Origin of the sequence: Rhizobium sp. S163 (assembly GCF_030380805.1) — a bacterium.
Taxonomy (GTDB): Bacteria; Pseudomonadota; Alphaproteobacteria; order Rhizobiales; family Rhizobiaceae; genus Rhizobium.
This window is the reverse complement of record NZ_JAUDSA010000018.1, coordinates 369256-391432: the sequence shown is the minus strand read 5'-3', so window position 1 is coordinate 391432 and position 22177 is coordinate 369256. Positions and strand designations below refer to the sequence as shown.

The window sequence follows — 22177 nt, the reverse complement described above, 5'->3', positions numbered from 1 at the left end:
ACCTGAATGCCATAGGTTCACTGGAATTGGACGCGCTGGAAAAGGCCGAATGACCGACAATAAAGACAAGCCGCTCTTCGGCCGCCCCTGGATCTTCATCCGTGGCGTGCCTTCCCTGAAGTTCCTGCCGCCGGAAGGGCCGGCCGAGGTGGCCTTTGCCGGCCGCTCGAATGTCGGCAAGTCGTCGCTGATCAACGCGCTCGTCGGCCAGCATGGCCTGGCGCGCACCTCGAACACGCCGGGGCGTACGCAGGAGCTGAACTATTTCGTGCCCGAGGGCTATTCCGGTGAGGCCGGCGATCTGCCGCCGATGGCTCTGGTCGACATGCCGGGCTACGGCTACGCCAAGGCGCCGAAGGAACATGTCGACGCCTGGACCAAGCTGGTGTTCGACTATCTGCGCGGCCGCGCGACGCTGAAGCGCGTCTATGTGCTGATCGACAGCCGCCACGGCATCAAGAAGAACGACGACGAGGTTCTCGACCTGCTCGACAAGGCCGCAGTCTCCTATCAGGTGGTGCTGACCAAGACCGACAAGATCAAGCCGCCGGCCGTGGTGAAGCTGCTTGCCGAGACGGCCGAGAAGATCAAGAAGCGCCCCGCCGCGTATCCCGGGATCATCGCTACCTCATCGGAAAAGAGCGAGGGGCTTGACGATCTGCGCGAGGCGATCGCGCTCACCGTCGGAGCCGATCACTGGAAGTGAGGTGGAGGCGCCCCAGTGGTGTTGACAGGGCGCCCCCGCTTGCTGCCTGAACTCAAGATTACATCTTCGGCAGCAAGACCTTGTCGATGACGTGAATGACGCCGTTCGACTGCTTGACGTCGGCGATCGTGACATGGGCAACGCCGCCGCTTTCGTCGGTCAGCGTGATTTTGCCCATGTCTTCCTTGGCCTTCAGCACGCAGCCGCCGACCGTCTTGATGTCATGCTCGCCGCCATCGTCCTTGATCATCTTGGCGACGGTCTTGGCCATGGCGTCAGCGGCCACGACATGGCAGGTGAGGATCTTGGTGAGCTTGGCCTTGTTCTCAGGCTTCAGCAGCGTGTCGACGGTGCCGGCGGGGAGTGCCGCGAAGGCTTCGTTGGTCGGCGCGAAGACCGTGAACGGGCCCTTGCCTTCAAGCGTCGAGACCAGGCCGGCTGCCTTGACGGCGGCGACCAGCGTCGTGTGATCCTTCGACTTCATGGCGTTCTGGACGATGTTCTTGGTCGGATACATGGCGGCGCCACCGACCATCGGGTTCTTGGCCTGCGCGGCAAAGGCGATTGCGGATACGGCGACTGCAAGGGCTGCCGTGCGCAGTGCGGACTTGATCATGACTGTTCTCCTCATCCGTCCGCTCGCGGGTCGCCGGCTGAATGCATCAGCGTCGCTGGGACATGAGGATCTACGGAAGGTTGTCAGAAAAAGTTTCAGCCGATCTTACGGCCGATGCGCAGCGCCGCTTGCAACGACGGGGCCGGTCGGCGCGCCCGTCGGCGAGCCGCCGAAGGGTTCGAGGCTGACCGCGAAGCTCGTGCCCTCGCCGATGGCCGAGCGCATGTCCACGGGGATGACCAGTTCGCCATCACCGCCCTCTCCCGCCGCGAAGATGCCGAGCGACTTCGGCGTGCCGCCTTCGGGCAGCAGCCACAGCTCAAGCGACTTCTCCTCAGGCTTGCCCGCGGCGACCGGAATGATCCGCATCCGGCCGGTTTGGGCCTCATAAGAGGCCAGCAGATTGACCTGGCTTGCGGGTCCCGACAATTGCGCGACCAGCGGCGGGACGGTCGGCTTCAGCGGCGATACCGTCGCGACCGTCAGCGACAGGGCAGCCGACGTGATGACGAGCGAGACGGCAGCGAGACAGCGCCAGAAGAAAAGGGAATTCCAGACGCCCCTGCCCGGCACGGCTGCCTGCTGCGGGGTGCCGAACAGGCGGGCTTCGACCTGCTTGAAGGTTTCCTGGCCGGGGGTGACGGCGTCATAATCGTCATTGAACGTCGAGAGGTTTGCCTCCCAGCGGCTGACGATCGCCGCGAACTGCCGGTCGACGCGCATGCGGTCCTCGACGACACGACGATCCTGGAAAGAGAGAACACCGAGAACATACTCACCGGCGAGTACCTCATCGCGGGAGCGACCTCCCTTGCTTTGATCGGACGACGTCATCGTTCCAGGCACTCTCTCAGCTTCAATAGGCTGCGCCGCAGCCATGTGCGCATCGTGTTCAGGGGCACGCCGAACTCACCGGCCAGTTCCTGATAGCTCAGCCCTTCGACATAAGCCCGTCTGACCGCCACCGCACGATCAGCTTCCAACTGTTCCATGCAGGTGTCAATCCGCCTTCCTTCATCGCGGATCACAGTTGTCGCTTCCGGATCAAGTTGGCTGTCTGCGAGATCATAGGCACTGTCCAATTCGTCGGCTACCGGCTTGCGGCTTCTCAGGGTGTCGATCGCCTGGTTGCGCGCGATCGCCGCAAGCCAAGACGACGGGGTTCCCGAAGAGATCGCGAAGGCGGAAGCGCGCTGCCAGACCTTGATATAGACCTCCTGCAATGCCTCCTCCCCCTCCGTCTTGTCCTTCAAGATACGCAGGCAGATCGCAAAAAGTTTCGGGCTTGTTTCACGATACAGAGCCACGAAAGCCTTTCGGTCGCGCATTGCAACCCGACCGATCAGTTCGGCGATTTCCTCGCTCGTCATGCCGTGTCTCTTCCCCAATGTCCTTCCCTAACTATGGGTGTTCGGTCACGCTTGGCAAGACGGCGGCGTGTGGGCAAATTGCGCGAACTATCGGGCCATTGATTATTCCATCTGTCAAAAACTTGGGATAAAAGGCCGCAACCATTTTTCTGCGGGGTATCCGATGACCGAGACCGAAAGCGAAATCCAGGCACGGCTGCTGGCGCAGGCGCTGCCCTTCATGCAGCGTTACGAAAACAAGACGATCGTCGTGAAATACGGCGGCCATGCCATGGGCAATCCCGAGCTCGGCAAGGCCTTTGCCAGCGACATCGCGCTGTTGAAGCAGTCGGGCGTCAACCCGATCGTCGTGCACGGCGGCGGCCCGCAGATCGGCGCCATGCTGACGAAGATGGGCATCGAATCGAAGTTCGAAGGCGGCCTGCGCGTCACCGACGCCAAGACGGTCGAGATCGTCGAAATGGTTCTGGCCGGCTCGATCAACAAGGAAATCGTCGCGCTGATCAACCAGACAGGCGAATGGGCGATCGGCCTTTGCGGCAAGGACGGCAACATGGTCTTCGCCGAAAAGGCGCAGAAGACGATCAAGGACCCGGACAGCAACATCGAGCGCGTTCTCGACCTCGGCTTCGTCGGCGAAGTCGTTGAAGTCGACCGCACGCTGATCGACCTTCTGGCCCGCTCGGAAATGATCCCCGTCATCGCCCCGGTTGCTCCGGGCCGCGACGGTGCGACCTACAACATCAACGCCGACACGTTCGCCGGCGCAATCGCCGGCGCGCTCAATGCGACGCGCCTGCTGTTCCTCACCGACGTTCCCGGCGTTCTCGACAAGCAGGGCAACCTGATCAAGGAACTCTCGGTCTCGCAGGCGCACCAGCTGATCGCCGACGGCACGATCTCCGGCGGCATGATCCCGAAGGTCGAAACTTGCATCGACGCGATCAAGGCCGGCGTCCAGGGCGTCGTCATCTTGAACGGCAAGACCGCGCATTCCGTGCTGCTCGAGATTTTCACCGAGCGTGGCGCGGGTACACTGATCGTTCCGTAAGGGCGGTATTTTTCTTTTTCGGTCGGGATGAAGTCCCCTCCCCAACCCCTCCCCACAAGGGGGAGGGGCTTGCTGGGTGCACCCTCTTCACAAAACCGAAGCCTCTCGACAGACGCTGATGGTATGAGATGGCACAGAGGGCGCCACGAGTTAGCCCCTCCCCCTTGTGGGGAGGGGTTGGGGAGGGGTCTAACTCACAGCGCCCCGTAAACCGCCGTAGCAGCTTCCTTCAGCTTCTCCATCATCATCCGATATGGCCCCGGCCCATAGCTGACACGGCTGACACCAAGCTTCGCCAGCACCTTCACATCAGGCGCGCCCGGCCGCATCATAATGTTCACCGGCAGCGGCGAGGCCGCGCAGACCTTCTCGATCAAGCCTTCATCGATCAGCCACGGCACAAAGAAGCCATCGGCACCGGCAGCGGCATAGGCCTTGCCACGCTCCAGCGCTTCCTCGACCAGACCGGCATGCTTCGAAAGATCACCCTCGCGCAGAAACAGGTCAGTGCGCGCATTGATGAAGAACGCGATGCCGCGACGATCCGCCATTTCGCGGATGGCGCGGATGCGGGCGGCCTGTTTCTCCACCGGGTGCAGCCCATCACCGCCCACCACCTGATCCTCGAAATTGATACCGATCGCGCCGGCATCGATCAGCTGCTCGACATTGGCGGCAGCGCCTGAGGGATCGGTGGAATAGGCACCCTCGAAATCGACGGAGAGCGGCAGATCGTTGACCGCGGTGATTTGGCGGGTCGTTGCGACCAGCGCCTCCATCGGGATCTTCTCGCCATCGCCGTAGCCTTGCGCGGCCGCGACCGACCAGCTTCCGGTCGCCAAAGCCTTGGCGCCCGCCTCGGTCACTGCCTTTGCCGTTCCGGCATCCCATACATTGTAGAGAACGACAGGATTGCCCTTCTGGTGCAGCGCGCCGAACGTCTTTGCCTCTTCAGCCTGATTCATCTTCGCCTCCTCGTTTCTTGTGCCGGAAAACTAGTGCGATCAGGTCAGGCGATCAATCGGCCGGCGTGAATGGTCGCATTCCGGATTTCAATCGAAGGCGACGCGTGGCATAAGGCAGGAATGAGCAAGATCGATCGCACGCCCACCCATTCCGACTTCTCGCATGTGACAGAGTGGGTCTTCGACCTCGACAACACACTCTATCCGCATCACGTCAATCTGTTCGCGCAGATCGACAAGAACATGACAGCCTATGTCTCGACGCTGCTGCAGATGGAGCGGGACGAGGCACGCAAGCTGCAGAAGAAGTATTATTACGATCATGGCACGACGCTGCAGGGGCTGATGATCCACCACGGCGTCGATCCCAACGACTTCCTCGAGAAGGCGCATGCGATCGATTATTCCAGCCTGACAGCGCAGCCGGAACTGGGTGCCGCGATCAAGGCGCTGCCCGGCCGCAAGTTCATCTTCACCAACGGCAGCGTCAAGCATGCGGAAATGGCGGCCGGCGCTCTTGGTATCCTCGATCATTTCGACGATATCTTCGACATCGTGGCCGCCGAGTTCGTGCCGAAGCCGGCGCAGCAGACATACGACAAGTTCACCCAGCTGCAGCGCGTCGAGACGCAGAAGGCAGCGATGTTCGAGGATCTGCCACGCAACCTGATCGCGCCGAAGGCGCTTGGCATGCAGACGGTTCTGCTCGTGCCCAACAATCTCGAGGACACGGTTGTCGAGTGGTGGGAAAAGACCAGCGGCGAGGACGATCACATCGACTTCGTGACCGACGATCTTACTGATTTCCTTGGCAAGATTACGCCCAATATTACCGGCTAAATTACGAAAGTTTCATCCAGCTTACCGATGTTTAACTGGGTAATCGGGCTTGTCCGCCCTACCTTTTCGTCTGTGATCCCCAATGAGATTGCACACTGAAAGGAACCCAAATGTCTCGGAACAAGCTGATACTGGCCGCACTTTCCTCCGTCTTGATTGTCGGTGCCGCAGCCGGCAGCAGTTTTGCCGCGCCCGGCGACAAGCACAAGCATCCGCCAAGGCCACACCACGCGATGATGGGCGGCGGAATGCGTGGGCCCGTGATGCGGGAAGTCGTCTTCGTGCGCATGCAGCAGTTCGACACGAACAAGGACGGCCAGATCTCCAAGGACGAAGCCCAGAAGGGCATGGAAGCGATCTTCGCGGCGATCGACACCAACAATGACGGCTCGCTGACACCGGGCGAGATCCGCAAGTATCACGAAGCGCAGATGGCCAAGATGAAGGCGCCTGCCGAAGACATGGCCGCCGATGACGAAGCCCCGCCATCCCCGCCACCGGCTGATGCCGACGCTGGCCAGCCCGCACCGCCGCAGGACGAAGCCGGCCGCGGCCCCGGCCGACACGGCATGCGCGGCCCAGGCATGATCCGCGAACTCCTCTTGATGCAGCGCATCGATACCGACGAGAACGGCCAGATTTCCAAGCAGGAAGCCGAAGCCGCCTTCGAGAAATTCTTCACGCGGATGGACACCAACAAGGACGGCGTCATCTCGATCGCCGACATGCCGCAGCGTCCGTTCCTGTAAAAACGGGCCTGTAAGACGGGAACCGGCCGACAACCGAGCCCGCCGCGACGATCGCGGCGGGCTTTTTCGTCTGATTGAAATACCCAAGTTGTTGGGTTATTCTTTTGGAATGGTCACGATCCTACGTCAGCATGGAATGCGCTTCGTGATCTACACGGCGGATCATGAGCCTGCGCATGTCCACGTCATCGGAGACGGGGAAGCGCGCATCGACATCATCGGTCTCAAAGTCATAACGCAGGGCGGGATGTCCGACCGGGACGTGCGCCGGGCGATGACGGTCGTGGAAGAGAACCGCCAACTGCTGCTCGATACGTGGAGGCATTATCATGGTTGAGGTCACCGACGCAGAACTCGCGCAGGCAAAGCAGCGCTGGGAAGCGGAGCGTTCCGAGCGGCCGATACCCGCGTCTGTTCGCTTCGATGTCGCTTCGGAGCGCATCATCCTCGATTTCACCAATGGCGCATCATTCATTTTCCCCGCGCGCGCGTTGCAGGGATTGGAAGAGGCGACCGTGGCCGAGCTTGGCGAAGTCGAACTGCTTGGAGAGACGGGCCTTCACTGGGAGAGCCTCGATGCCGACTACACGATTTCAGGCTTGCTGAACGGCGTGTTCGGCACCAGGAGCTTCATGGAAGCGCAACGCCGTGGCGGGCAATCCCGCTCGCTCGCGAAGGCGGCCGCCAGCCGGGCGAACGGCGCCAAGGGCGGCCGGCCGAAGAAGGCCGGCGACGCCCCCTGAGAGCGCCCTATTCCGGATGTTCGTAGAATTCCTGGATGATCTTCCAGGCGGCGTCGGCGGTGTCCACGAAGCTGATGAGGTCGACGTCATCGGGCGCGATCGTGCCGAATTCGGCCAAAGCCTCGAAATTGATGATGCTCTTCCAGAATTTTTCGCCGAAGAGGATAAGCGGCATCTTTTCCATGCGGCCGGTCTGGATCAGCGTCAGGCATTCGAAGAACTCGTCCATCGTGCCGAAGCCACCGGGGAAGACCGCGATTGCCTTGGCGCGAACCATGAAATGCATCTTGCGGATGGCGAAGTAGTGGAAGTTGAAGCTGAGCTCCGGCGTCACGTAGACATTCGGCGCCTGCTCGTGCGGCAGCACGATGTTGAGGCCGATCGAGGGCGCGCCCTCGTCGGCCGCACCGCGGTTGCCTGCCTCCATCACGCCCGGGCCGCCGCCGGTGACGACGACATATTCGTGGAAATCGAAGCCAGCCGCGTATTTCGAGCACAGGCGGGCGAACTTGCGCGCCTCGTCGTAATAGACGGATGCCGCCTCCAGATTGGCGCGCTGCGTATCGTTGCGGGCAGCCCACGCGCTCTGCCCGGGTGCGGGAATGCGGGCGCCGCCGAACATCACAACCGTCGATTTGATGCCGCGCTCGGTGAGCAGCATTTCCGGCTTCATCAGCTCCAGCTGCAGACGGATCGGCCTGAGCTCCTCGCGGCACAGGAAGTCCTCGTCGGCATAGGCGAGGCGATAGGCCGGCGACAGGGTCTGCGGCGTTTTCGGCACGGCTTCGGCGCGCTGCTTGTCGGTCTCGCTTGATTTCAACGGATCCCAGACGCCGTCCTTGCGCCGCAGTCTGCCGTTTTTCGCCTTTGCCATTCCAATGCCTTTCAGTCCTGCCGGCAGTACAGCCGGTATGTCGTTTTGTAGCAGTGATCGGGAGCCAACCGGTCCCGAAAAATCATTCCATTTTAGCCTTGCATGCGATAGAGCAGATCGCATCCCGCCAATCACAATTCCCGGAGGCCTCCGCCTCCAACGATAAAGATCGAAGTTTAAGGAATTCTCATGAGCGCCACCGACCTCTCCGCCCTCGAAAAGACACTCGAAGCCGCCTTCGACAACCGCGACAGCGTCAACACCTCGACCAAGGGCGAAGTACGCGACGCGGTCGAAACCGCGCTCGAGCTTCTCGACGGCGGCAAGGTGCGCGTTGCCGAGCGCGGCGCCGATGGCGCGTGGAAGGTGAACCAGTGGCTGAAGAAGGCCGTTCTCCTCTCCTTCCGCCTGAACGACATGGAAGTCGTCAAGGGCGGTTCGGGCAACTCGACCTGGTGGGACAAGGTGCCGTCGAAGTTCGAGAACTGGGGTGAGAACGAATACCGCGCCGCCGGCTTCCGCGCCGTGCCGAACTGCGTCGTGCGTCGCTCGGCCCATATCGGCAAGAACGTCGTGCTGATGCCTTCCTTCGTCAACCTCGGCGCCTTCGTCGACGAGGGAACAATGGTCGATACCTGGGCCACGGTCGGCTCCTGCGCGCAGATCGGCAAGCACGTGCATCTCTCGGGCGGCGTCGGCATCGGCGGCGTGCTCGAGCCGATGCAGGCCGGACCGACCATCATCGAAGACAATTGCTTCATCGGAGCCCGCTCGGAAGTCGTCGAAGGCTGCATCATCCGCGAGGGCTCGGTTCTCGGCATGGGCGTCTACATCGGCAAGTCGACCAAGATCGTCAACCGCGCCACCGGCGAAGTCACTTACGGCGAAGTACCGCCCTACTCGGTCGTCGTCGCCGGCTCGATGCCGTCGGGTAATGCCACCATGCCGAACGGCCTTGCCGCACCTCACCTCTACTGCGCCGTGATCGTCAAGACCGTCGATGAGAAGACCCGCTCGAAGACCGGCATCAACGAACTGCTGCGCGACTAATTCACACCAAATCCGGTGCCGCGCGTGACAGAATTCGTGCGCGGCACCGAACCATTTCCTGCCCGATATCAGGCTGCCGTAAGCGAACGGCGCATTTCGCCTGATGCAACTCTCCCTTGCCTTCTCTTTGCCATTACCGCCGGATAGTTCCACTGTCATGACCGCTACCGATCCCGTTGCCAATCTCGAGACCCTGATCCGCTGCCCGTCCGTTACGCCCGCCGAAGGTGGCGCGCTTTCGGCGCTGGAGGCGATGCTGTCGCCGCTCGGCTTCAAGGTCGAAAAGGTGAAGGCGACGGAGCCGGGAACGCCCGACATCGAGAACCTCTACGCCCGGCTCGGCAATGACGGCCCGCACCTGATGTTTGCCGGCCATACCGATGTCGTGCCGGTCGGCGACGAAGGCGCGTGGACGCATCCGCCCTTTGCCGCCGAGATCGCGGGCGGCGAACTCTTCGGTCGCGGTGCTGTCGACATGAAGGGCGGCGTCGCCTGCTTCGTGGCTGCCATCGCCCGCCATATCGAAAAGCATGGAGCGCCTAAGGGCTCCGTTTCGTTCCTGATCACCGGCGACGAGGAAGGCCCCGCCGTCAACGGCACGATCAAGCTGTTGCAATGGGCCGCCGAGCGCGGCGAGCGCTGGGACGCCTGCCTTGTCGGCGAGCCGACCAACCCGAACACGCTGGGCGAGATGATCAAGATCGGTCGCCGCGGCTCGCTGTCGGGCAAGATCACCGCCCATGGCGTGCAGGGCCATGCCGCCTACCCGCATCTGGCCGATAACGCGGTGCGCGGGATATTGCAGCTGACGCAGGCGCTGATGCACCCGCCCTTCGATGCCGGCACCGAGAACTTCCAGCCTTCCAATCTCGAAGTGACGACCGTCGATGTCGGCAATCCGGCGACCAATGTCGTGCCGGCCAAGGCGACGGCGAGCTTCAACATCCGCTTCAACGACACATGGACGGCCGAGACGCTGCAGCAGGAGATCATCCGCCGCCTCGATGCCGCCGCGAGCGAAGGCGTGCTCCGGCCCGGCCGCGCGCCGTTCAAATACGATATCGTCTGGGCCGAGCGCCCAAGCCACGTCTTCCTCACCCGCAACAACGCGCTGATCGCCTCGCTGTCCTCGGCCATCGAAAGCGTGACCGGCCAGTCGCCCAAGCTGTCGACCACGGGCGGCACGTCGGATGCCCGCTTCATCAAGGATTACTGCCCCGTCGTCGAGTTCGGCCTCGTCGGGCAGACCATGCACATGGTCGACGAACGCGTCGCGGTCGAAGACCTCGAGCGGCTGACGGTCGTCTATGAAACCTTTATCGCGCGCTGGTTCGAGAATGCCGGGGTTTAGGGAAGTCCAGTATTATCTGGCCGGCCTCTGGTTGCTGATCCGAATGGATCCGGCCGGCTTCCGGTTTCTCGACATGTCGGATCGCGGCGTCAACCGCTCGTTCTGGGCCTTCGTCTGGTGCCTGCCGCCAATGGGGATTTCCTGGCTCTGGTGGCGCGAATCCTTCCTGCGCACCATGCCGCCGCACACCGATGTCGGCCTGGTCTTCTATGTTCGGCTAGGCCTGGTCGAGGCGGCGAACTGGTTCGTGCCGCTTGTGTTGGCGGGGCTGCTTCTGCTTGCGATGAAGAAGGGCGAGCGCTTCTCGGCCGTCGTCGTCAGCGTCAACTGGCTGGGCGTGCCGCTCTCCTATATCAACGGTCTGCTGCTGGCGCTGGTGTTCTTCCTGCCCGGCACGATCGGCATCGTCTCGCTACTGCTACTTGCCTTCATGCTGGCCCAGGTCTTCGCCATCGCGCGTATCTTGCGAATGATCTTCAACGGCAACGGGCTCCTGATCGGCGCGATGACGCTGGTGCTCTTCGTGCCGGCGCTGATGCTGTCGGAATTCATGCAGCGGTTCCTGGGGATTTATCCGGTCTAACTGATGCCGACGATCTCGCCGTCTTCCTTGGTGAAGACGGCGATCGGGTTCTCCAGTATCTCCAAAACGACTTCCGACGGGCGGCAGAGGCGGGTGCCCTTGGTGGTCTGGACAATGGGGCGGTTTATGAGGATCGGGTGGGCGAGCATGGTGTCGAGGAGGTGCTCGTCGCTGAGATCAGGATCGGCAAGGCCGAGGTCTTGGTAGGGTGTGCCCTTCTCTCGAAGCAGCGCGCGGACGGGGATGCCCATTTCGGCGATCAACGCGACCAGCGTTTCGCGGCTTGGCGGGGTCTTCAGATATTCGATGACGACGGGTTCCTCGCCGGACTGGCGGATCATGGCCAGTGTGTTGCGCGAGGTGCCGCAGGCGGGGTTATGATAGATCGTCGTCGGCATCGGATGTTTCCGCATCTTTTCTACGGTCGACGATCACGTCGGGATAATCGACCTGCATGAAATAAAGACCGTCGGGCGGGGCGACGGGGCCGCAGGCCTTGCGATCCCTCGCCTCCAGCGCCGCGCGGACATCATCCGGCGTCCAGCGCCCCTCACCGGCAAGCTTCAGCGTGCCCGCGAAGGAGCGGATCTGGTTGTGCAGGAAGCTCTGCGCGGTGGCGCGGATTTCGATGAGATCGCCCGATCGCGTCACATCCAGACGATCGAGCGTGCGCACCGGGCTGTTTGCCTGGCAATGGGCGGAGCGGAAGGTCGTGAAGTCGTGCTTGCCGACCAGCATCTGGGCGGCGGCGTGCATGACCTCGTGATCGAGTGTCTTCGCCACGAACCATGCCTTACCCGCCTCCAGCGCCAGAGGCGCACGGCGGCTGATGATGCGGTAAAGATAGTGACGGCGCAGCGCCGAGAATCGTGCGTCGAAGAATTCGCTGGCGTTCTCTACATCGAGGATCGCGACGCGTTCGCCCGCCAGCCTCAGATGCGCATTGAGCGCGTTCTGCAGCTTGAAGGGTGACCATTCCCTGGAGAGATCGGCATGGACGACCTGGCCCATGGCATGCACGCCGGAATCCGTACGGCCGGCGCCGCGGATCGAGACGACGTCGCCGCTGGCCGACAGGATGGCCTTCTCGATCGCGCCCTGAACCGACGGGCCATTCTCCTGCCGCTGCCAGCCGACATATTGCGAGCCGTCATATTCGACGATCATGCGGTAGCGGAACATCAGGCGAGCCTCGTGCCCTTGGCAAGCGGCGTGCCGCGCAGGAAGTCGGCGGCCGCCAACGGCTTGCCGCCGGCCTTCTGCAGCCTCGTCAATCTCACGGCGCCGGTGCCGCAGGCAACGACGAGATCGTCGCTCAACAGCTCGCCCGCAGCACCCGATCCCTCGGCACGCTCGGAGCCCAGAACCTTGACGCGTTCGGGCTTGCCGCCGTGCTCAAGCTCGAACCAGGCGCCGGGGAACGGGGCCAGGCCGCGAATGTGGTTGTGGACGTCGGCGGCATCGCGCGAGAAATCGATGCGTGTCTCGGCCTTGTCGATCTTCGACGCGTAGAGCACGCCGTCCTCGGGCTGCGGCGTCAGTGGCAGGTCGCCCATCTCCAACTTGACCATGGCCTCGGCCATCGCCTTGGCGCCGGCAAGCATCAGCCGGTCGTGAAGCTCGCCTGCCGTCATGTTTTCGCCGATCGCCACTTCGCTGGTGATGGCCACGGCGCCGGTGTCGAGACCCTTGTCCATCTTCATCACCATCATGCCGGTCTTCTCGTCTCCGGCCATAATCGCGCGCTGGATGGGGGCCGCACCGCGCCAGCGTGGCAGCAGCGAGGCGTGGCCATTGTAGCAGCCATATCGCGTGCCGTTGAGGATCGCTTCGGGGAGCAAGAGCCCGTAGGCGACGACGACGGCGACATCGGCCTTGTGGGCAGCGAAGCGTTCGCGCTCTTCCGGATCCTTGAAATTGACAGGGGTGAAGACCGGCAGGCCCAGGAGCTCGGCCGCCTGATGGACCGGCGACTTCTGCAGATCGAGCCCCCGACGCCCGCCGGGACGCGGCGGCTGGGTATAGACCGCCAGGATCGTGTGGCCGGCATCGACCAACGCGCGCAGCGTCGGAACGGAGAAGTCGGGCGTACCCATGAAGATGATGCGAAGAGACATTCTATGCCGCCAATTCCTGGCTCGGGGCCAATCTTGAAGATCAGCCGCCTTCAAACGGGTTTACGAGCTTGAGATCAAGCCCTTCGAAGTCTTTTGTGTTGCGCGTCGCAAGCGTGGCGCCGTGGATGAGGCAGATCGCGGCGATCATGGCATCCTTGGTCTCCATCGAACGGCCAATGTTTCGGCGAGCGGCGGCCAGTGCGCCGTAGCGGCGTGCCGCCTCGATGGAGAAGCCAAGAACACGGCCAGTAAAATCAGCTTCGATCCGGGCGAAATCCGCGAGCAGTAAGGCCTTGCGGCGGCCTTCGTCGAGCAGATGCAGACCATAATACATCTCGCCGATGGAAATGGTCGTCAGGAACAGGGACTCGATCTCGAACCCGTTGAGCCAAGTCAGGATACGTTCGCTGTTCAGCCGGCCCTGGATCTCGGAGATCACGTTGGTGTCGAGAACGATCATGGTTCGAAGCGCGGCGGATCGCGATCGGTATCATGACGGAGCTCGGAAAAGGTCTCGACCTCATCCGCCGTCAGCCGTTCATCTCCCAGCAACCCGCGCAACCGGTTTCCAGCAGGCACGAGAGATTGCTCCCGCAGGATTTGGCCCCGCATCATTTCGATCGCTTCCTGCGAAAGACTGCGGCCATTGCGGATCGCACGTTCCTGCAGATGCGCCTTCAAGTCGTCATCAAGGCCACGGATCAGAAGATCACCCATTTGGCACCTCCACTACGATATCACTGATATCATAGCGCTTCGACGCCGGACAATCAACGCGAGGCTTAGAGCGCCTTGGTGGTCTTGGCGGCCTTGGTGAACTTCTTGATGACCATCTCGCGCTTCAGGCGGGAGATGTGGTCGATGAAGAGCACGCCGTTCAGGTGGTCGATCTCGTGCTGCAGGCAGGTGGCGAGCAGGCTGTCTGCTTCCATCGTCTGCTCTTTGCCGTCGCGGTCGAGATACTTGACGCCGACGGTGGCCGGGCGCTCGACCTCGGCATAATAATCCGGGATGGAGAGGCAGCCCTCTTCATAGACCGAGCGCTCATCGGAGGACGAGACGATTTCGGGATTGATGAAGACGAGCGGCTGCTTTTCCTCTCCCTCGCGCGCAACGTCGATGACGAGCATGCGGCGGGCAACGCCGATCTGGATGGCGGCCAGCCCGATGCCAGGGGCATCGTACATGGTCTCCAGCATGTCGTCGGCGAGACGCTGGAGATCGCTGTCGACGCGCTCGATCGGCTTGGAAACCTGACGGAGCAGCGGATCGGGAAGAATGATGAGTGGCTTGATGGTCATGGCGTTCCCATAACCCATCTTTTTGCGGGATGGAATTATCCGATGGCCGGAGGCGGCGCTTTTTTACGCCGCCTTCGCAATTTCGACGCTTTTGCCTCAGGCGGCGCGGCGCGAGGCCTGATAGCCGGAGTGGCTGGCGCTGTCGGTCCGGAAGCGCTCGAGCAGGCCGACCAGGCCTTCCACCTCGTTGCGCAGGCGCCGGGTTTCCGACGAAGTGCGCTCCACCATGCCCGAATTCTGCTGGGTGATGGTGTCCATGTTGCGGATGGCGACGCTGACCTCGTTGACGCCGGTCGCCTGATCGCGCGCGGCGGCGGCGATATCGGCAACGAAGCTGCTGATATTGTCGATGCGGTTGATCATGTCGCTCAGCGATTCGCCGGTGCTGCTGACGATGTCGACGCCCTGGTTGACCTGCGCGGAGCTCTCGGAGATCAGCTTCTTGATCTCCTTGGCGGCATCGGCCGAGCGCTGCGCCAGCTGGCGGACTTCCTGGGCGACGACGGCAAAGCCCTTGCCGGCCTCACCGGCGCGGGCCGCTTCTACGCCGGCGTTCAGCGCGAGAAGATTGGTCTGGAAGGCAATATCATCGATGACGCCGATGATCTTGGTGATCTCGCTCGACGATCTTTCGATGCCGGCCATGGCGGAGACGGCGCTGGTGACGAGCTCGCCGGAGTTCTTCGCCTTCTGCTGGGTTTCGCGGACAGCCGCCGACGCCTTTTCGGCGTTGGATGCGGTCTGCCCGACGCTGACGGAGAGCTGCTGCAAGGCGGCTGAGCTTTCCTCGACGCCGGCGGCCTGCTGGGCGGTGCGCAGCGCCAGATCGTCGGAGCCCTTGGCGATCACATCAGTGCCGCGCAGGATTTCGCCTGAGGTGGCGCGAACGGATGCGAAGGAGGCGCGAAGGGCGGCCACTGCGCGGTTGTAGTCGTCGCCCATATCTTTGAAGTTGCCCGGCAGATCAGCCGGCAAGGTGGCTTCGAGGTCGCCGCGCGACAGCGCTTCGAGACCGCGACGGAGATGGCTCAGTGCCATCGCCTGGTCGGCTTCCGCCTTGTGGCGTTCCTCTTCGAGCTTCAGCCGCTTTTCTTCCAGCGCTTCCAGATAGACCGAGATCGAATAATCCATATCGAGCATCGCGGCCTTGACGACGGCCGTGAGCTTTTCGCCGAGCAGCTTGCTCTGGCCGCGACCGAAGCGCGACGGCCATTCCTTGGCCATCAGGCCCTTGATCAGATCGCTCATCAAAAGCGCGTAGCCGCCGATGTACCAGCGCGGCTCGAGGCCGATGCGCGCATGCGTCTTGCCAACCGCGACGACGCCCTTGACGTAGGCCTCGTCGAAATTGCCGCCAGCGAGATTGGCCCAATGGGCTTCCTGCCGGGTCTTGGCACTATTCATATGCGACTTGTCGGAGAAGAAGCTCGCGACCGAGGGCGTGCGCGCCAGCTTTCCGTAGAATCGCTCGAGCGCGCCGCTCAGCAGCTCCGAAATCGCCGGGCGCATCTGGCGCAGCGATTGCCGCGCGTTGTCGTCCAGTTCGATGAAATCGAGGCGTTGCTTGAGACCGTTTTCAGGCTGCTGGCTGCTCATAATATATTTCTGCTTTTTCATTTGACGAAGGGCAATTTTCGCGCAGCTTTTGCCGAATATAGTTTCGCAAGCGTTAAATTATGCGGTTATTTCTTAGCTAGCGCTCGAATGTGAAGCTCGGGTATCGCCGGCAGGCCATTCACAATGTTCACGTTTTGATCTGGAAAAGCTGCGCGACTTTGCTATGGTGCTGAGATGACAACCAGCACCGACTCGTTTTCCGCCACCCTTTCCGGTCTCAGCCCCATGTCGCTCGCCCTTGCCGGCGCGGCACTGGCCATCGTGATCGTCCTGATGCTTGCCTTGCTCGTTCGTGGCGGCCAGGCGCGGCGAGAGCAGGCGGAAGAGGCAATGGAGCGTGCCGCCGAGGCGGATGCGCGGATGATGGAGCTGTTGCGGATCCAATCGGAGATGCAGGGCCGGATGGCGGCGATGGCCGAGGTGTTCGGCTCACGCCAGTCCGAACTCAACCAGGCGATCAGCCAGCGGCTGGACGGCATGTCGCAGCGGGTAAACTCGACCATCACCGAGCAGACCAAGTCTACGCATGAGAACCTGAGGAAGCTGCAGGAGCGGCTGGCGGTGATCGATGCGGCGCAGAACAACATCCAGACGCTCGCCAAGGACGTCGTCGGCCTGCAGGCGATCCTGTCCAACAAGCAGACGCGCGGCGCCTTCGGCCAATCGCGGATGGAAACGATCGTTGCCGACGGCCTGCCGATCGGCGCCTATGCCTTTCAGCAGACGCTGAGCAACGGCTCCCGTCCGGATTGCACGATCCGCATGCCCAATGGCGCGCCGCCGCTGGTCATCGACGCCAAGTTTCCGCTGGAGGCATGGAATGCCATTCGCGACGCGGGCGGGCCGGAGCTTGCCAAGGCCGCGTCGCAGCAGTTTCGCCGCGATATGGAGATCCATATTCGCGATATCGCGGAGAAGTATCTGATCCAGGGCGAAACCCAGGATACCGCCTTCCTGTTCGTGCCGTCGGAATCGATCTTCGCGGAAATTCACGAGAATTTCGAGGCGATCGTGCAGAAGGCGCATCGCGCCCGCGTAGTGATCGTCTCGCCGTCGCTGCTGATGCTGTCTATCCAGGTCATCCAGGCTGTCTTGAAGGATCAGCGGATGCAGGCGCAGGCGCATGTCATCCAGGGCGAAGTCGCCAATCTGATGGATGATCTCGGTCGCCTCGACGATCGCGTGCGCAAGCTGCAGGGGCATTTCGCCATGGCGCAGAAGGATGTCGACATGATCGTCACCTCGGCCGACAAGCTGACCAAGCGCGGCGCCAAGATCGAGGCGCTGGAATTCGAGGGTGCGGATGCAGGTCGCGTCCCGGATGAAAGTGCGCCGGCGTCGAAATCCGTGGAGAGCAGAACGGGGCTCCTCAAGCTAAGGGTGGTTGACGACGAGTGAGGCCTTCGGCAGTGTCGCGCCCGACAAAACACTGGGAAGGACACCTCGCATGATCACCGTTTTCGGCTCCATCAACATGGACCTCATCGCCACGACGCAACGGCTTCCGAAGCCGGGCGAGACGGTGGCCGGCAACGGCTTTTCGACGGCCGCCGGCGGCAAGGGCGCCAACCAGGCGCTGGCCGCGCGCCGCGCCGGCCGCAGCGTGACCATGGCGGGCGCCGTCGGCCATGATGGCTTTTCGGACGAGGCGCTTGCGCTCCTGAAGGAGGCCGGCACGGACCTCCAGTCCGTCAAGCGCGCCGACCAGCCGACCGGAACAGCGATCATCCTCGTGGGCGGAGACGGCGAGAACATGATCGCTGTCGTGCCGGGCGCCAATGGCACCGTGACACCGCAGGATGCGGATCAGGCCGTCGGCGCGATGAGCAAGGGCGACACGCTGATGCTGCAGCTCGAAATTCCGGTTGCCGCCGTCGAGCAGGCTCTGGCTGCCGCGCGCGCCAAGGGCGTCACCACCGTGCTCAACCTCGCGCCGCTGATTGCGGATGCCGCGCGTCTCGGACGCCTCGCCGATATCGTCATTGCCAACGAGACCGAGTTCGAGCTTCTGGCCGGGCAGGAAAACATGACGCCGGAGGAGCGGGAGATGGCGTTGCAGCGCCTGAACGCCGAGACTGGGCAAACACTGATCGTCACGCTCGGGGCTGACGGCGTCGTGGCGATCCGCGATGGCGCTATGTGGCGGGCGAAGGGGTTGAAGATCGAGCCGGTGGATACGGTTGGCGCGGGCGACACCTTCTGCGGCTATCTCGCGGCCAGCCTCGATGAGGGCCTGGATTTCGCGAAGGCGTTGCGTCGCGCAGCCGTTGCCGGCTCGCTCGCATGCCTCAAGGCAGGCGCCCAGCCGTCCATTCCCTCGCGCGACGACGTCGCAAACAAACTATAGGCGTTATCCGCCGACGACATCGGCGATGCGTTTGCTTGCGATGGGTCGAATTATCATCGCATTTCACTTAAATTTAATAGGTTTCCGGCGATCTTCCGCGTGATCGCCGGCTCCCTCTCCAAGGGGACGCGGCACTCGCCACGGCGGCTTCATGATGTAGCCGCCCTCGCTTCTTGTGCCGGCGGATGCTTCGCCTGGCCCATCCTTGATCCCCCCGAGGAATGCATGTTCATCTTTCGCATGAAATCGCTTGCGGCCAAACTCATTGTGATCACCGGCTGCGCGATCGCACTGGTTCTCCTGATCTCCAATTTCTTCCTCATCGGCGAAACCCGTGATCGCGTGGAAACGCTGACCATGGATCAAGCCAATCTAGAGGCGAAGGCCATCGCCAACGAAGTCGCGTCCTCGGTCGGCGAACTCGCGGGCGCCGCGCGCTCCATGGCCGGCGTCATCGGCCGCGGCCACGAAGGCAAGTATCTGGATCGCAAGGCGATCGTCGATATGCTGAAGGCCAATGTCGAGCGCAACCAGTTCGCCTTCGGCAGCTGGTTCGGCGAAGAACCGAATGCGTTCGACGGCCAGTCGCCGTCGCTTGCCGGCCGCACGGATCTCGGCTCGGACAAGAACGGCGCGTTCAACGCCTATTGGACCAAGAAGAAGGATGGCGGCTTCACGTTCTCGGTGTTCGCATCGGACTACAAGGCCGAATGGTACAGCCTTGCCGCCGCCAGCAAGAAGGGCGCGATCTCCTCGCCCTACGCTGAAAGCACCACCGGCGAAAACACCGCGATGACCTCCATCGGCTACCCGGTCATGTCCGGCGGCAAGATGATCGGCGTCAGCGGCGTCGACATTTCGCTGAAGTCGCTCGCCGACAAGCTCGGCGGCCTGCATCCCTTCGGCACCGGCCGCGTGACCCTGCTTTCGCAGGGCGGCAACTGGATCGTCGCGCCGTCCAAGGATCTCGCGATGAAGCCCTACGAGGGTGAAGGTGTCGATGCCGTCAAGACCGGCCTCTCGACGCTTGCGCCTGCTGTCGTCAAGAACCTCTCGATCGATGGCGGCGAGCAGTTCGACCGCGTGGTCTATCCCTTTGCGCTGCCTGACGTGAACACCAACTGGGTCATCCTCGTCGACGTGCCGCACAGCGCGATCAACGGGCCGGTGCAGGACCAGACTTTCATGATGATCGTCGCAGGCATCGTCGTATTGGCGGCCGTCATGCTGGCGCTCTACTTCGCCGTCCGCGCCTTCGTGCAGAAGCCGCTTGGTGGCCTCGTCGCCAGCGTCAAGATGCTGAGCGAAGGTCGCTACGAGCAGCCGGTCGTTGGCCAGGATCGCTCGGACGAAACGGGTTCCGTCGCAAAGGCGCTCGAAGGCTTCCGCCATGCGCTCGCCGACAGCCGCCGTCTCGAAGCCGAAGCCAAGAGCCAGCGCCAGGAAGCGGAAGATGAGCGCGGTCGTTCGGAAAGCGAACGCCAGCAGTCGGTTTCGCTACAGCGCCACATCGTGTCCATCGTTGGCGCCGGTCTCTCGGAGCTGTCGCAGGGCAATCTCAGCCACCGCATTACCGATGAATTCCCGGGCGAATACGGTAAGCTGAAGCAGGACTTCAACGCGGCTCTGGCTGCCCTTGAAGAGACCATCACGACGATGAACCTCAGCGTCGTCAACATCGGCTCCGGCACCAGCGAGATCAGCGGCAGCGCGTCTGATCTGGCCAAGCGCACGGAGCAGCAGGCTGCGAGCCTGGAAGAAACGGCTGCGGCACTGAACGAGCTGACCGCACAGGTCAATTCCAGCGCCGACAATGCCCGCACGGCCGCCGACAACGTCAACCACGCCTGCGAGGATGCGGAACGCTCCGGCGATGTCGTGCGCAAGGCGATCGCCTCCATGCACGGGATCGAGCAGTCCTCCACCGAGGTTTCGCGCATCATCGGCGTCATCGACGAGATCGCGTTCCAGACCAACCTGCTGGCGCTCAACGCCGGTGTCGAAGCCGCGCGTGCTGGTGAAGCGGGCAAGGGCTTCGCGGTCGTGGCGCAGGAAGTGCGCGAACTGGCCCAGCGTTCGGCGAACGCCGCCAAGGAGATCAAGACGCTCATCAACACCTCGGCCGTGCAGGTCAAGGAAGGCGTCGATCTCGTTGGCCGCGCCGGCGACACGCTGCACAACATCTCCGAGCAGGTGATGCGCATCAATGGTCTGATCCGCGAGATCTCGGCATCGGCCAGCGAGCAGGCGATCGGCCTCAAGGAAGTCAGCCAGGCGATGAACCAGATGGACCAGGTGACGCAGCAGAACGCCGCCATGGTCGAGGAGACCACCGCGGCCAGCGTCACGCTGAACGAAGAGGCACAGACGCTGCAGCATCTCGTCGCCCGCTTCCGCGTCAGCAACGCCAACCATGGCGCATCGCTGCGCTCGACCGCCCAGCATATGCGGGCACCGGCGGCACCGAGCTATCGCCCGTCGTCGCAGCCGAGCTACCGCCAGGCAGCCGCCCCTGCCCCGCGCCGCGCTGTCGCGCAGTCGCATGGATCGGCAGCCGTCGCGCAGGATAGCTGGGAAGAATTCTGAGCCGATCGGCTGAGCCAAAACAAAAAAAGAGGCGCCGGAGCGATCCGGCGCCTCTTTTCATTTGAATCGAATAGGATCAGGCCGCGTTGGAGGTCTGCTCTTCATTGAGGAAGGCATAGATCGCAGAGGCGCTGTCGGTGGCGCGCAGCTTGGCGACGAGATCGTGGTCGCGCAGCACGCGGGCGATGCGCGAGAGCGCCTTCAGGTGATCGGCGCCGGCGCCCTCGGGCGCCAGAAGCAGGAACACGAGATCGACCGGCTGATCGTCCAGCGCTTCGAAATCGACCGGCTGGTCGAGACGCGCGAAGATGCCGACGATGGAATTGACGCTTGCCAGCTTGCCGTGCGGAATGGCGATGCCATTGCCGACGCCGGTGGAACCAAGCCGCTCGCGCTGCAGGACAACGTCAAAAATCTCGCGCTCGGACAGCCCGGTGACTTTCGACGCCTTGGCCGACAATTCCTGCAGGAGCTGTTTCTTGGAGTTGACCCTGAGAGCGGGAATGATCGCATTCTGCTGCAGCAAATCTGCCAAAGCCATTTCTTTTTCCTTTTGTGCCAAGCCGGGGGAGCGGCAGATGCCTGCCGCTCCGCTCCGTTTTCTCAGCTTTTGATGTTGGCTGCGTCTATCCAGCCAATGTTGCCGTCGTGCCGACGGTAAACGATGTTCAACTGTTCGTTACCCGGGCTGCGGAAGAGCAGCAGGGGCTCGTCCGTCATGTCGAGCGCCATCACGGCGGTCGCGACGGACATGGTCTTCATCTGCTTGGTGCTTTCGGCAACGATCGCTGGTGCGAAATCATCGGCGATCTCGTCGTCATGATCCGGCATGCCATCCATGACGGTGTAGGCGACTTCTGCAAAACCATTCAGATGATTCCCGGCATGGTGATCCTTGAGCTTGCGCTTGTAACGGCGAAGTCGCTTCTCGATACGCTCGGAAGCGGCGTCGAATGCCAACTGCGGATCCATTGCCTCGCCGGCCGCGTGCAAAATCACGCCACTGTCGAGATGAACCTTGCAATCGGCGGCGAAACGGGCGTTGGCCTTTTGTACGATCACTTGACCAGAATACCCTCCGTCGAAGTATTTCGTGACGGCCACGGCAATTTGGTCCTCTATCCGCTGACGGAACGAGTCACCAATTTCCATATGTTTACCGGATACACGCACACTCATGGAGTTTCCCTTCTTATGTGGTTTGCGAGTACCAGTTTACGCCAAGCCTGACTCTCATCCAAGCACTTCGCGCAATCTCAAGCAAGATCGGCCGAAGTTCTCGGCAGTGGGCGCCCTTAGGATTGATGGGGA

26 protein-coding genes are annotated in these 22177 nt (G+C 62.4%); 12 read left to right on the top strand and 14 right to left on the bottom strand.

Annotated elements, in window-relative coordinates:
- Nucleotides 1-49: 49 nt before the first annotated feature.
- Complete coding sequence (gene yihA / locus QTL96_RS17490; protein ID WP_018898245.1) at nucleotides 50-706, top strand: ribosome biogenesis GTP-binding protein YihA/YsxC; 657 nt, start codon at nucleotides 50-52, stop codon at nucleotides 704-706.
- A gap of 58 nt (nucleotides 707-764) precedes the next feature.
- On the opposite strand, the gene QTL96_RS17485 is transcribed toward yihA, so the two are convergent.
- From QTL96_RS17485 to QTL96_RS17475, 3 genes are all read right to left on the bottom strand, one after another.
- Complete coding sequence (locus QTL96_RS17485) at nucleotides 765-1322, bottom strand: fasciclin domain-containing protein (RefSeq protein WP_018898244.1); 558 nt, start codon at nucleotides 1320-1322, stop codon at nucleotides 765-767.
- A 105-nt stretch (nucleotides 1323-1427) separates the two neighbouring features.
- The gene (locus tag QTL96_RS17480) at nucleotides 1428-2156 is read right to left on the bottom strand and encodes an anti-sigma factor (RefSeq protein WP_018898243.1); all 729 of its coding nucleotides are present in this window, start codon (nucleotides 2154-2156) and stop codon (nucleotides 1428-1430) included.
- Complete coding sequence (locus QTL96_RS17475) at nucleotides 2153-2692, bottom strand: sigma-70 family RNA polymerase sigma factor (protein WP_018898242.1); 540 nt, start codon at nucleotides 2690-2692, stop codon at nucleotides 2153-2155. Before QTL96_RS17475 ends, QTL96_RS17480 begins: the two co-directional genes overlap by 4 nt.
- Before the next feature lie 163 nt (nucleotides 2693-2855).
- Between QTL96_RS17475 and argB the strand changes: the two genes are divergently transcribed.
- Nucleotides 2856-3743 (top strand): acetylglutamate kinase, encoded by an 888-nt coding sequence (gene argB / locus QTL96_RS17470; RefSeq protein WP_289728574.1) that lies wholly within the window; start codon nucleotides 2856-2858, stop codon nucleotides 3741-3743.
- Between the two features lie 194 nt (nucleotides 3744-3937).
- On the opposite strand, the gene QTL96_RS17465 is transcribed toward argB, so the two are convergent.
- Nucleotides 3938-4708, bottom strand: a complete 771-nt coding sequence (locus tag QTL96_RS17465; protein ID WP_289728573.1) for an isocitrate lyase/phosphoenolpyruvate mutase family protein — start codon at nucleotides 4706-4708, stop codon at nucleotides 3938-3940.
- A 120-nt stretch (nucleotides 4709-4828) separates the two neighbouring features.
- On the opposite strand from QTL96_RS17465, the gene QTL96_RS17460 reads away from it, so the two are divergent.
- The 4 genes from QTL96_RS17460 (at nucleotide 4829) to QTL96_RS17445 (ending at nucleotide 7040) form a co-directional block, all read left to right on the top strand.
- Entirely contained in the window at nucleotides 4829-5548 is a 720-nt protein-coding gene (locus QTL96_RS17460; protein ID WP_289728572.1) for a pyrimidine 5'-nucleotidase, read from the top strand.
- A gap of 110 nt (nucleotides 5549-5658) precedes the next feature.
- Nucleotides 5659-6297: a calcium-binding protein gene (locus QTL96_RS17455; RefSeq protein WP_289728571.1), complete on the top strand. Its 639-nt coding sequence runs from the start codon at nucleotides 5659-5661 to the stop codon at nucleotides 6295-6297.
- Nucleotides 6298-6406: 109 nt separating this feature from the next.
- Nucleotides 6407-6634, top strand: coding sequence for a DUF4160 domain-containing protein (locus tag QTL96_RS17450; RefSeq protein WP_289728570.1), 228 nt, complete (start codon nucleotides 6407-6409; stop codon nucleotides 6632-6634).
- Nucleotides 6627-7040, top strand: a complete 414-nt coding sequence (locus QTL96_RS17445) for a DUF2442 domain-containing protein (protein WP_289728569.1) — start codon at nucleotides 6627-6629, stop codon at nucleotides 7038-7040. Before QTL96_RS17450 ends, QTL96_RS17445 begins: the two co-directional genes overlap by 8 nt.
- 7 nt (nucleotides 7041-7047) lie before the next feature.
- On the opposite strand, the gene QTL96_RS17440 is transcribed toward QTL96_RS17445, so the two are convergent.
- A complete protein-coding gene (locus tag QTL96_RS17440; RefSeq protein WP_018898236.1) occupies nucleotides 7048-7914 on the bottom strand; it encodes an LOG family protein in 867 nt (288 codons plus the stop codon).
- A gap of 189 nt (nucleotides 7915-8103) precedes the next feature.
- On the opposite strand from QTL96_RS17440, the gene dapD reads away from it, so the two are divergent.
- The 3 genes from dapD (at nucleotide 8104) to QTL96_RS17425 (ending at nucleotide 10898) form a co-directional block, all read left to right on the top strand.
- On the top strand, nucleotides 8104-8964 hold the full coding sequence (gene dapD / locus QTL96_RS17435; protein WP_289728568.1) for a 2,3,4,5-tetrahydropyridine-2,6-dicarboxylate N-succinyltransferase: 861 nt from the start codon (nucleotides 8104-8106) through the stop codon (nucleotides 8962-8964).
- A gap of 157 nt (nucleotides 8965-9121) precedes the next feature.
- Nucleotides 9122-10315, top strand: coding sequence for a succinyl-diaminopimelate desuccinylase (gene dapE / locus QTL96_RS17430; RefSeq protein ID WP_289728567.1), 1194 nt, complete (start codon nucleotides 9122-9124; stop codon nucleotides 10313-10315).
- Entirely contained in the window at nucleotides 10302-10898 is a 597-nt protein-coding gene (locus QTL96_RS17425) for a hypothetical protein (RefSeq protein WP_018898233.1), read from the top strand. The genes dapE and QTL96_RS17425 overlap by 14 nt, the downstream gene beginning before the upstream one ends.
- Here the strand turns inward: QTL96_RS17425 and arsC are convergent.
- From arsC to QTL96_RS17390, 7 genes are all read right to left on the bottom strand, one after another.
- On the bottom strand, nucleotides 10895-11296 hold the full coding sequence (gene arsC, locus QTL96_RS17420) for an arsenate reductase (glutaredoxin) (RefSeq protein ID WP_289728566.1): 402 nt from the start codon (nucleotides 11294-11296) through the stop codon (nucleotides 10895-10897). The genes QTL96_RS17425 and arsC overlap by 4 nt on opposite strands.
- The gene (truA, locus tag QTL96_RS17415) at nucleotides 11274-12080 is read right to left on the bottom strand and encodes a tRNA pseudouridine(38-40) synthase TruA (protein WP_289728565.1); all 807 of its coding nucleotides are present in this window, start codon (nucleotides 12078-12080) and stop codon (nucleotides 11274-11276) included. Before truA ends, arsC begins: the two co-directional genes overlap by 23 nt.
- Nucleotides 12080-13015, bottom strand: a complete 936-nt coding sequence (fmt, locus tag QTL96_RS17410; protein WP_289728564.1) for a methionyl-tRNA formyltransferase — start codon at nucleotides 13013-13015, stop codon at nucleotides 12080-12082. Before fmt ends, truA begins: the two co-directional genes overlap by 1 nt.
- A 40-nt stretch (nucleotides 13016-13055) precedes the next feature.
- On the bottom strand, nucleotides 13056-13475 hold the full coding sequence (locus QTL96_RS17405; RefSeq protein ID WP_289728563.1) for a type II toxin-antitoxin system VapC family toxin: 420 nt from the start codon (nucleotides 13473-13475) through the stop codon (nucleotides 13056-13058).
- Complete coding sequence (locus QTL96_RS17400) at nucleotides 13472-13732, bottom strand: hypothetical protein (RefSeq protein ID WP_018898226.1); 261 nt, start codon at nucleotides 13730-13732, stop codon at nucleotides 13472-13474. The genes QTL96_RS17405 and QTL96_RS17400 overlap by 4 nt, the downstream gene beginning before the upstream one ends.
- A gap of 65 nt (nucleotides 13733-13797) precedes the next feature.
- Nucleotides 13798-14316, bottom strand: a complete 519-nt coding sequence (gene def, locus QTL96_RS17395) for a peptide deformylase (protein WP_026282951.1) — start codon at nucleotides 14314-14316, stop codon at nucleotides 13798-13800.
- Between the two features lie 96 nt (nucleotides 14317-14412).
- Nucleotides 14413-15912 carry a globin-coupled sensor protein gene (locus QTL96_RS17390; RefSeq protein ID WP_289728562.1) on the bottom strand — a complete coding sequence of 500 codons (1500 nt, stop codon included), beginning with the start codon at nucleotides 15910-15912 and terminating at the stop codon, nucleotides 14413-14415.
- 195 nt (nucleotides 15913-16107) lie between these two features.
- Here QTL96_RS17390 and QTL96_RS17385 point away from each other — a divergent pair, with 195 nt between their 5' ends.
- From QTL96_RS17385 to QTL96_RS17375, 3 genes are all read left to right on the top strand, one after another.
- The gene (locus tag QTL96_RS17385) at nucleotides 16108-17331 is read left to right on the top strand and encodes a DNA recombination protein RmuC (protein ID WP_289728561.1); all 1224 of its coding nucleotides are present in this window, start codon (nucleotides 16108-16110) and stop codon (nucleotides 17329-17331) included.
- A 49-nt stretch (nucleotides 17332-17380) separates the two neighbouring features.
- Nucleotides 17381-18280: a ribokinase gene (locus QTL96_RS17380; protein WP_289728560.1), complete on the top strand. Its 900-nt coding sequence runs from the start codon at nucleotides 17381-17383 to the stop codon at nucleotides 18278-18280.
- Nucleotides 18281-18505: 225 nt separating this feature from the next.
- Nucleotides 18506-20866 carry a methyl-accepting chemotaxis protein gene (locus QTL96_RS17375; RefSeq protein WP_289728559.1) on the top strand — a complete coding sequence of 787 codons (2361 nt, stop codon included), beginning with the start codon at nucleotides 18506-18508 and terminating at the stop codon, nucleotides 20864-20866.
- Between the two features lie 76 nt (nucleotides 20867-20942).
- Here the strand turns inward: QTL96_RS17375 and ptsN are convergent, their stop codons facing one another.
- Entirely contained in the window at nucleotides 20943-21407 is a 465-nt protein-coding gene (gene ptsN, locus QTL96_RS17370) for a PTS IIA-like nitrogen regulatory protein PtsN (protein ID WP_018898220.1), read from the bottom strand.
- A gap of 62 nt (nucleotides 21408-21469) precedes the next feature.
- The gene (gene raiA / locus QTL96_RS17365; RefSeq protein ID WP_026282950.1) at nucleotides 21470-22045 is read right to left on the bottom strand and encodes a ribosome-associated translation inhibitor RaiA; all 576 of its coding nucleotides are present in this window, start codon (nucleotides 22043-22045) and stop codon (nucleotides 21470-21472) included.
- Between the last annotated feature and the right edge of the window lie 132 nt (nucleotides 22046-22177).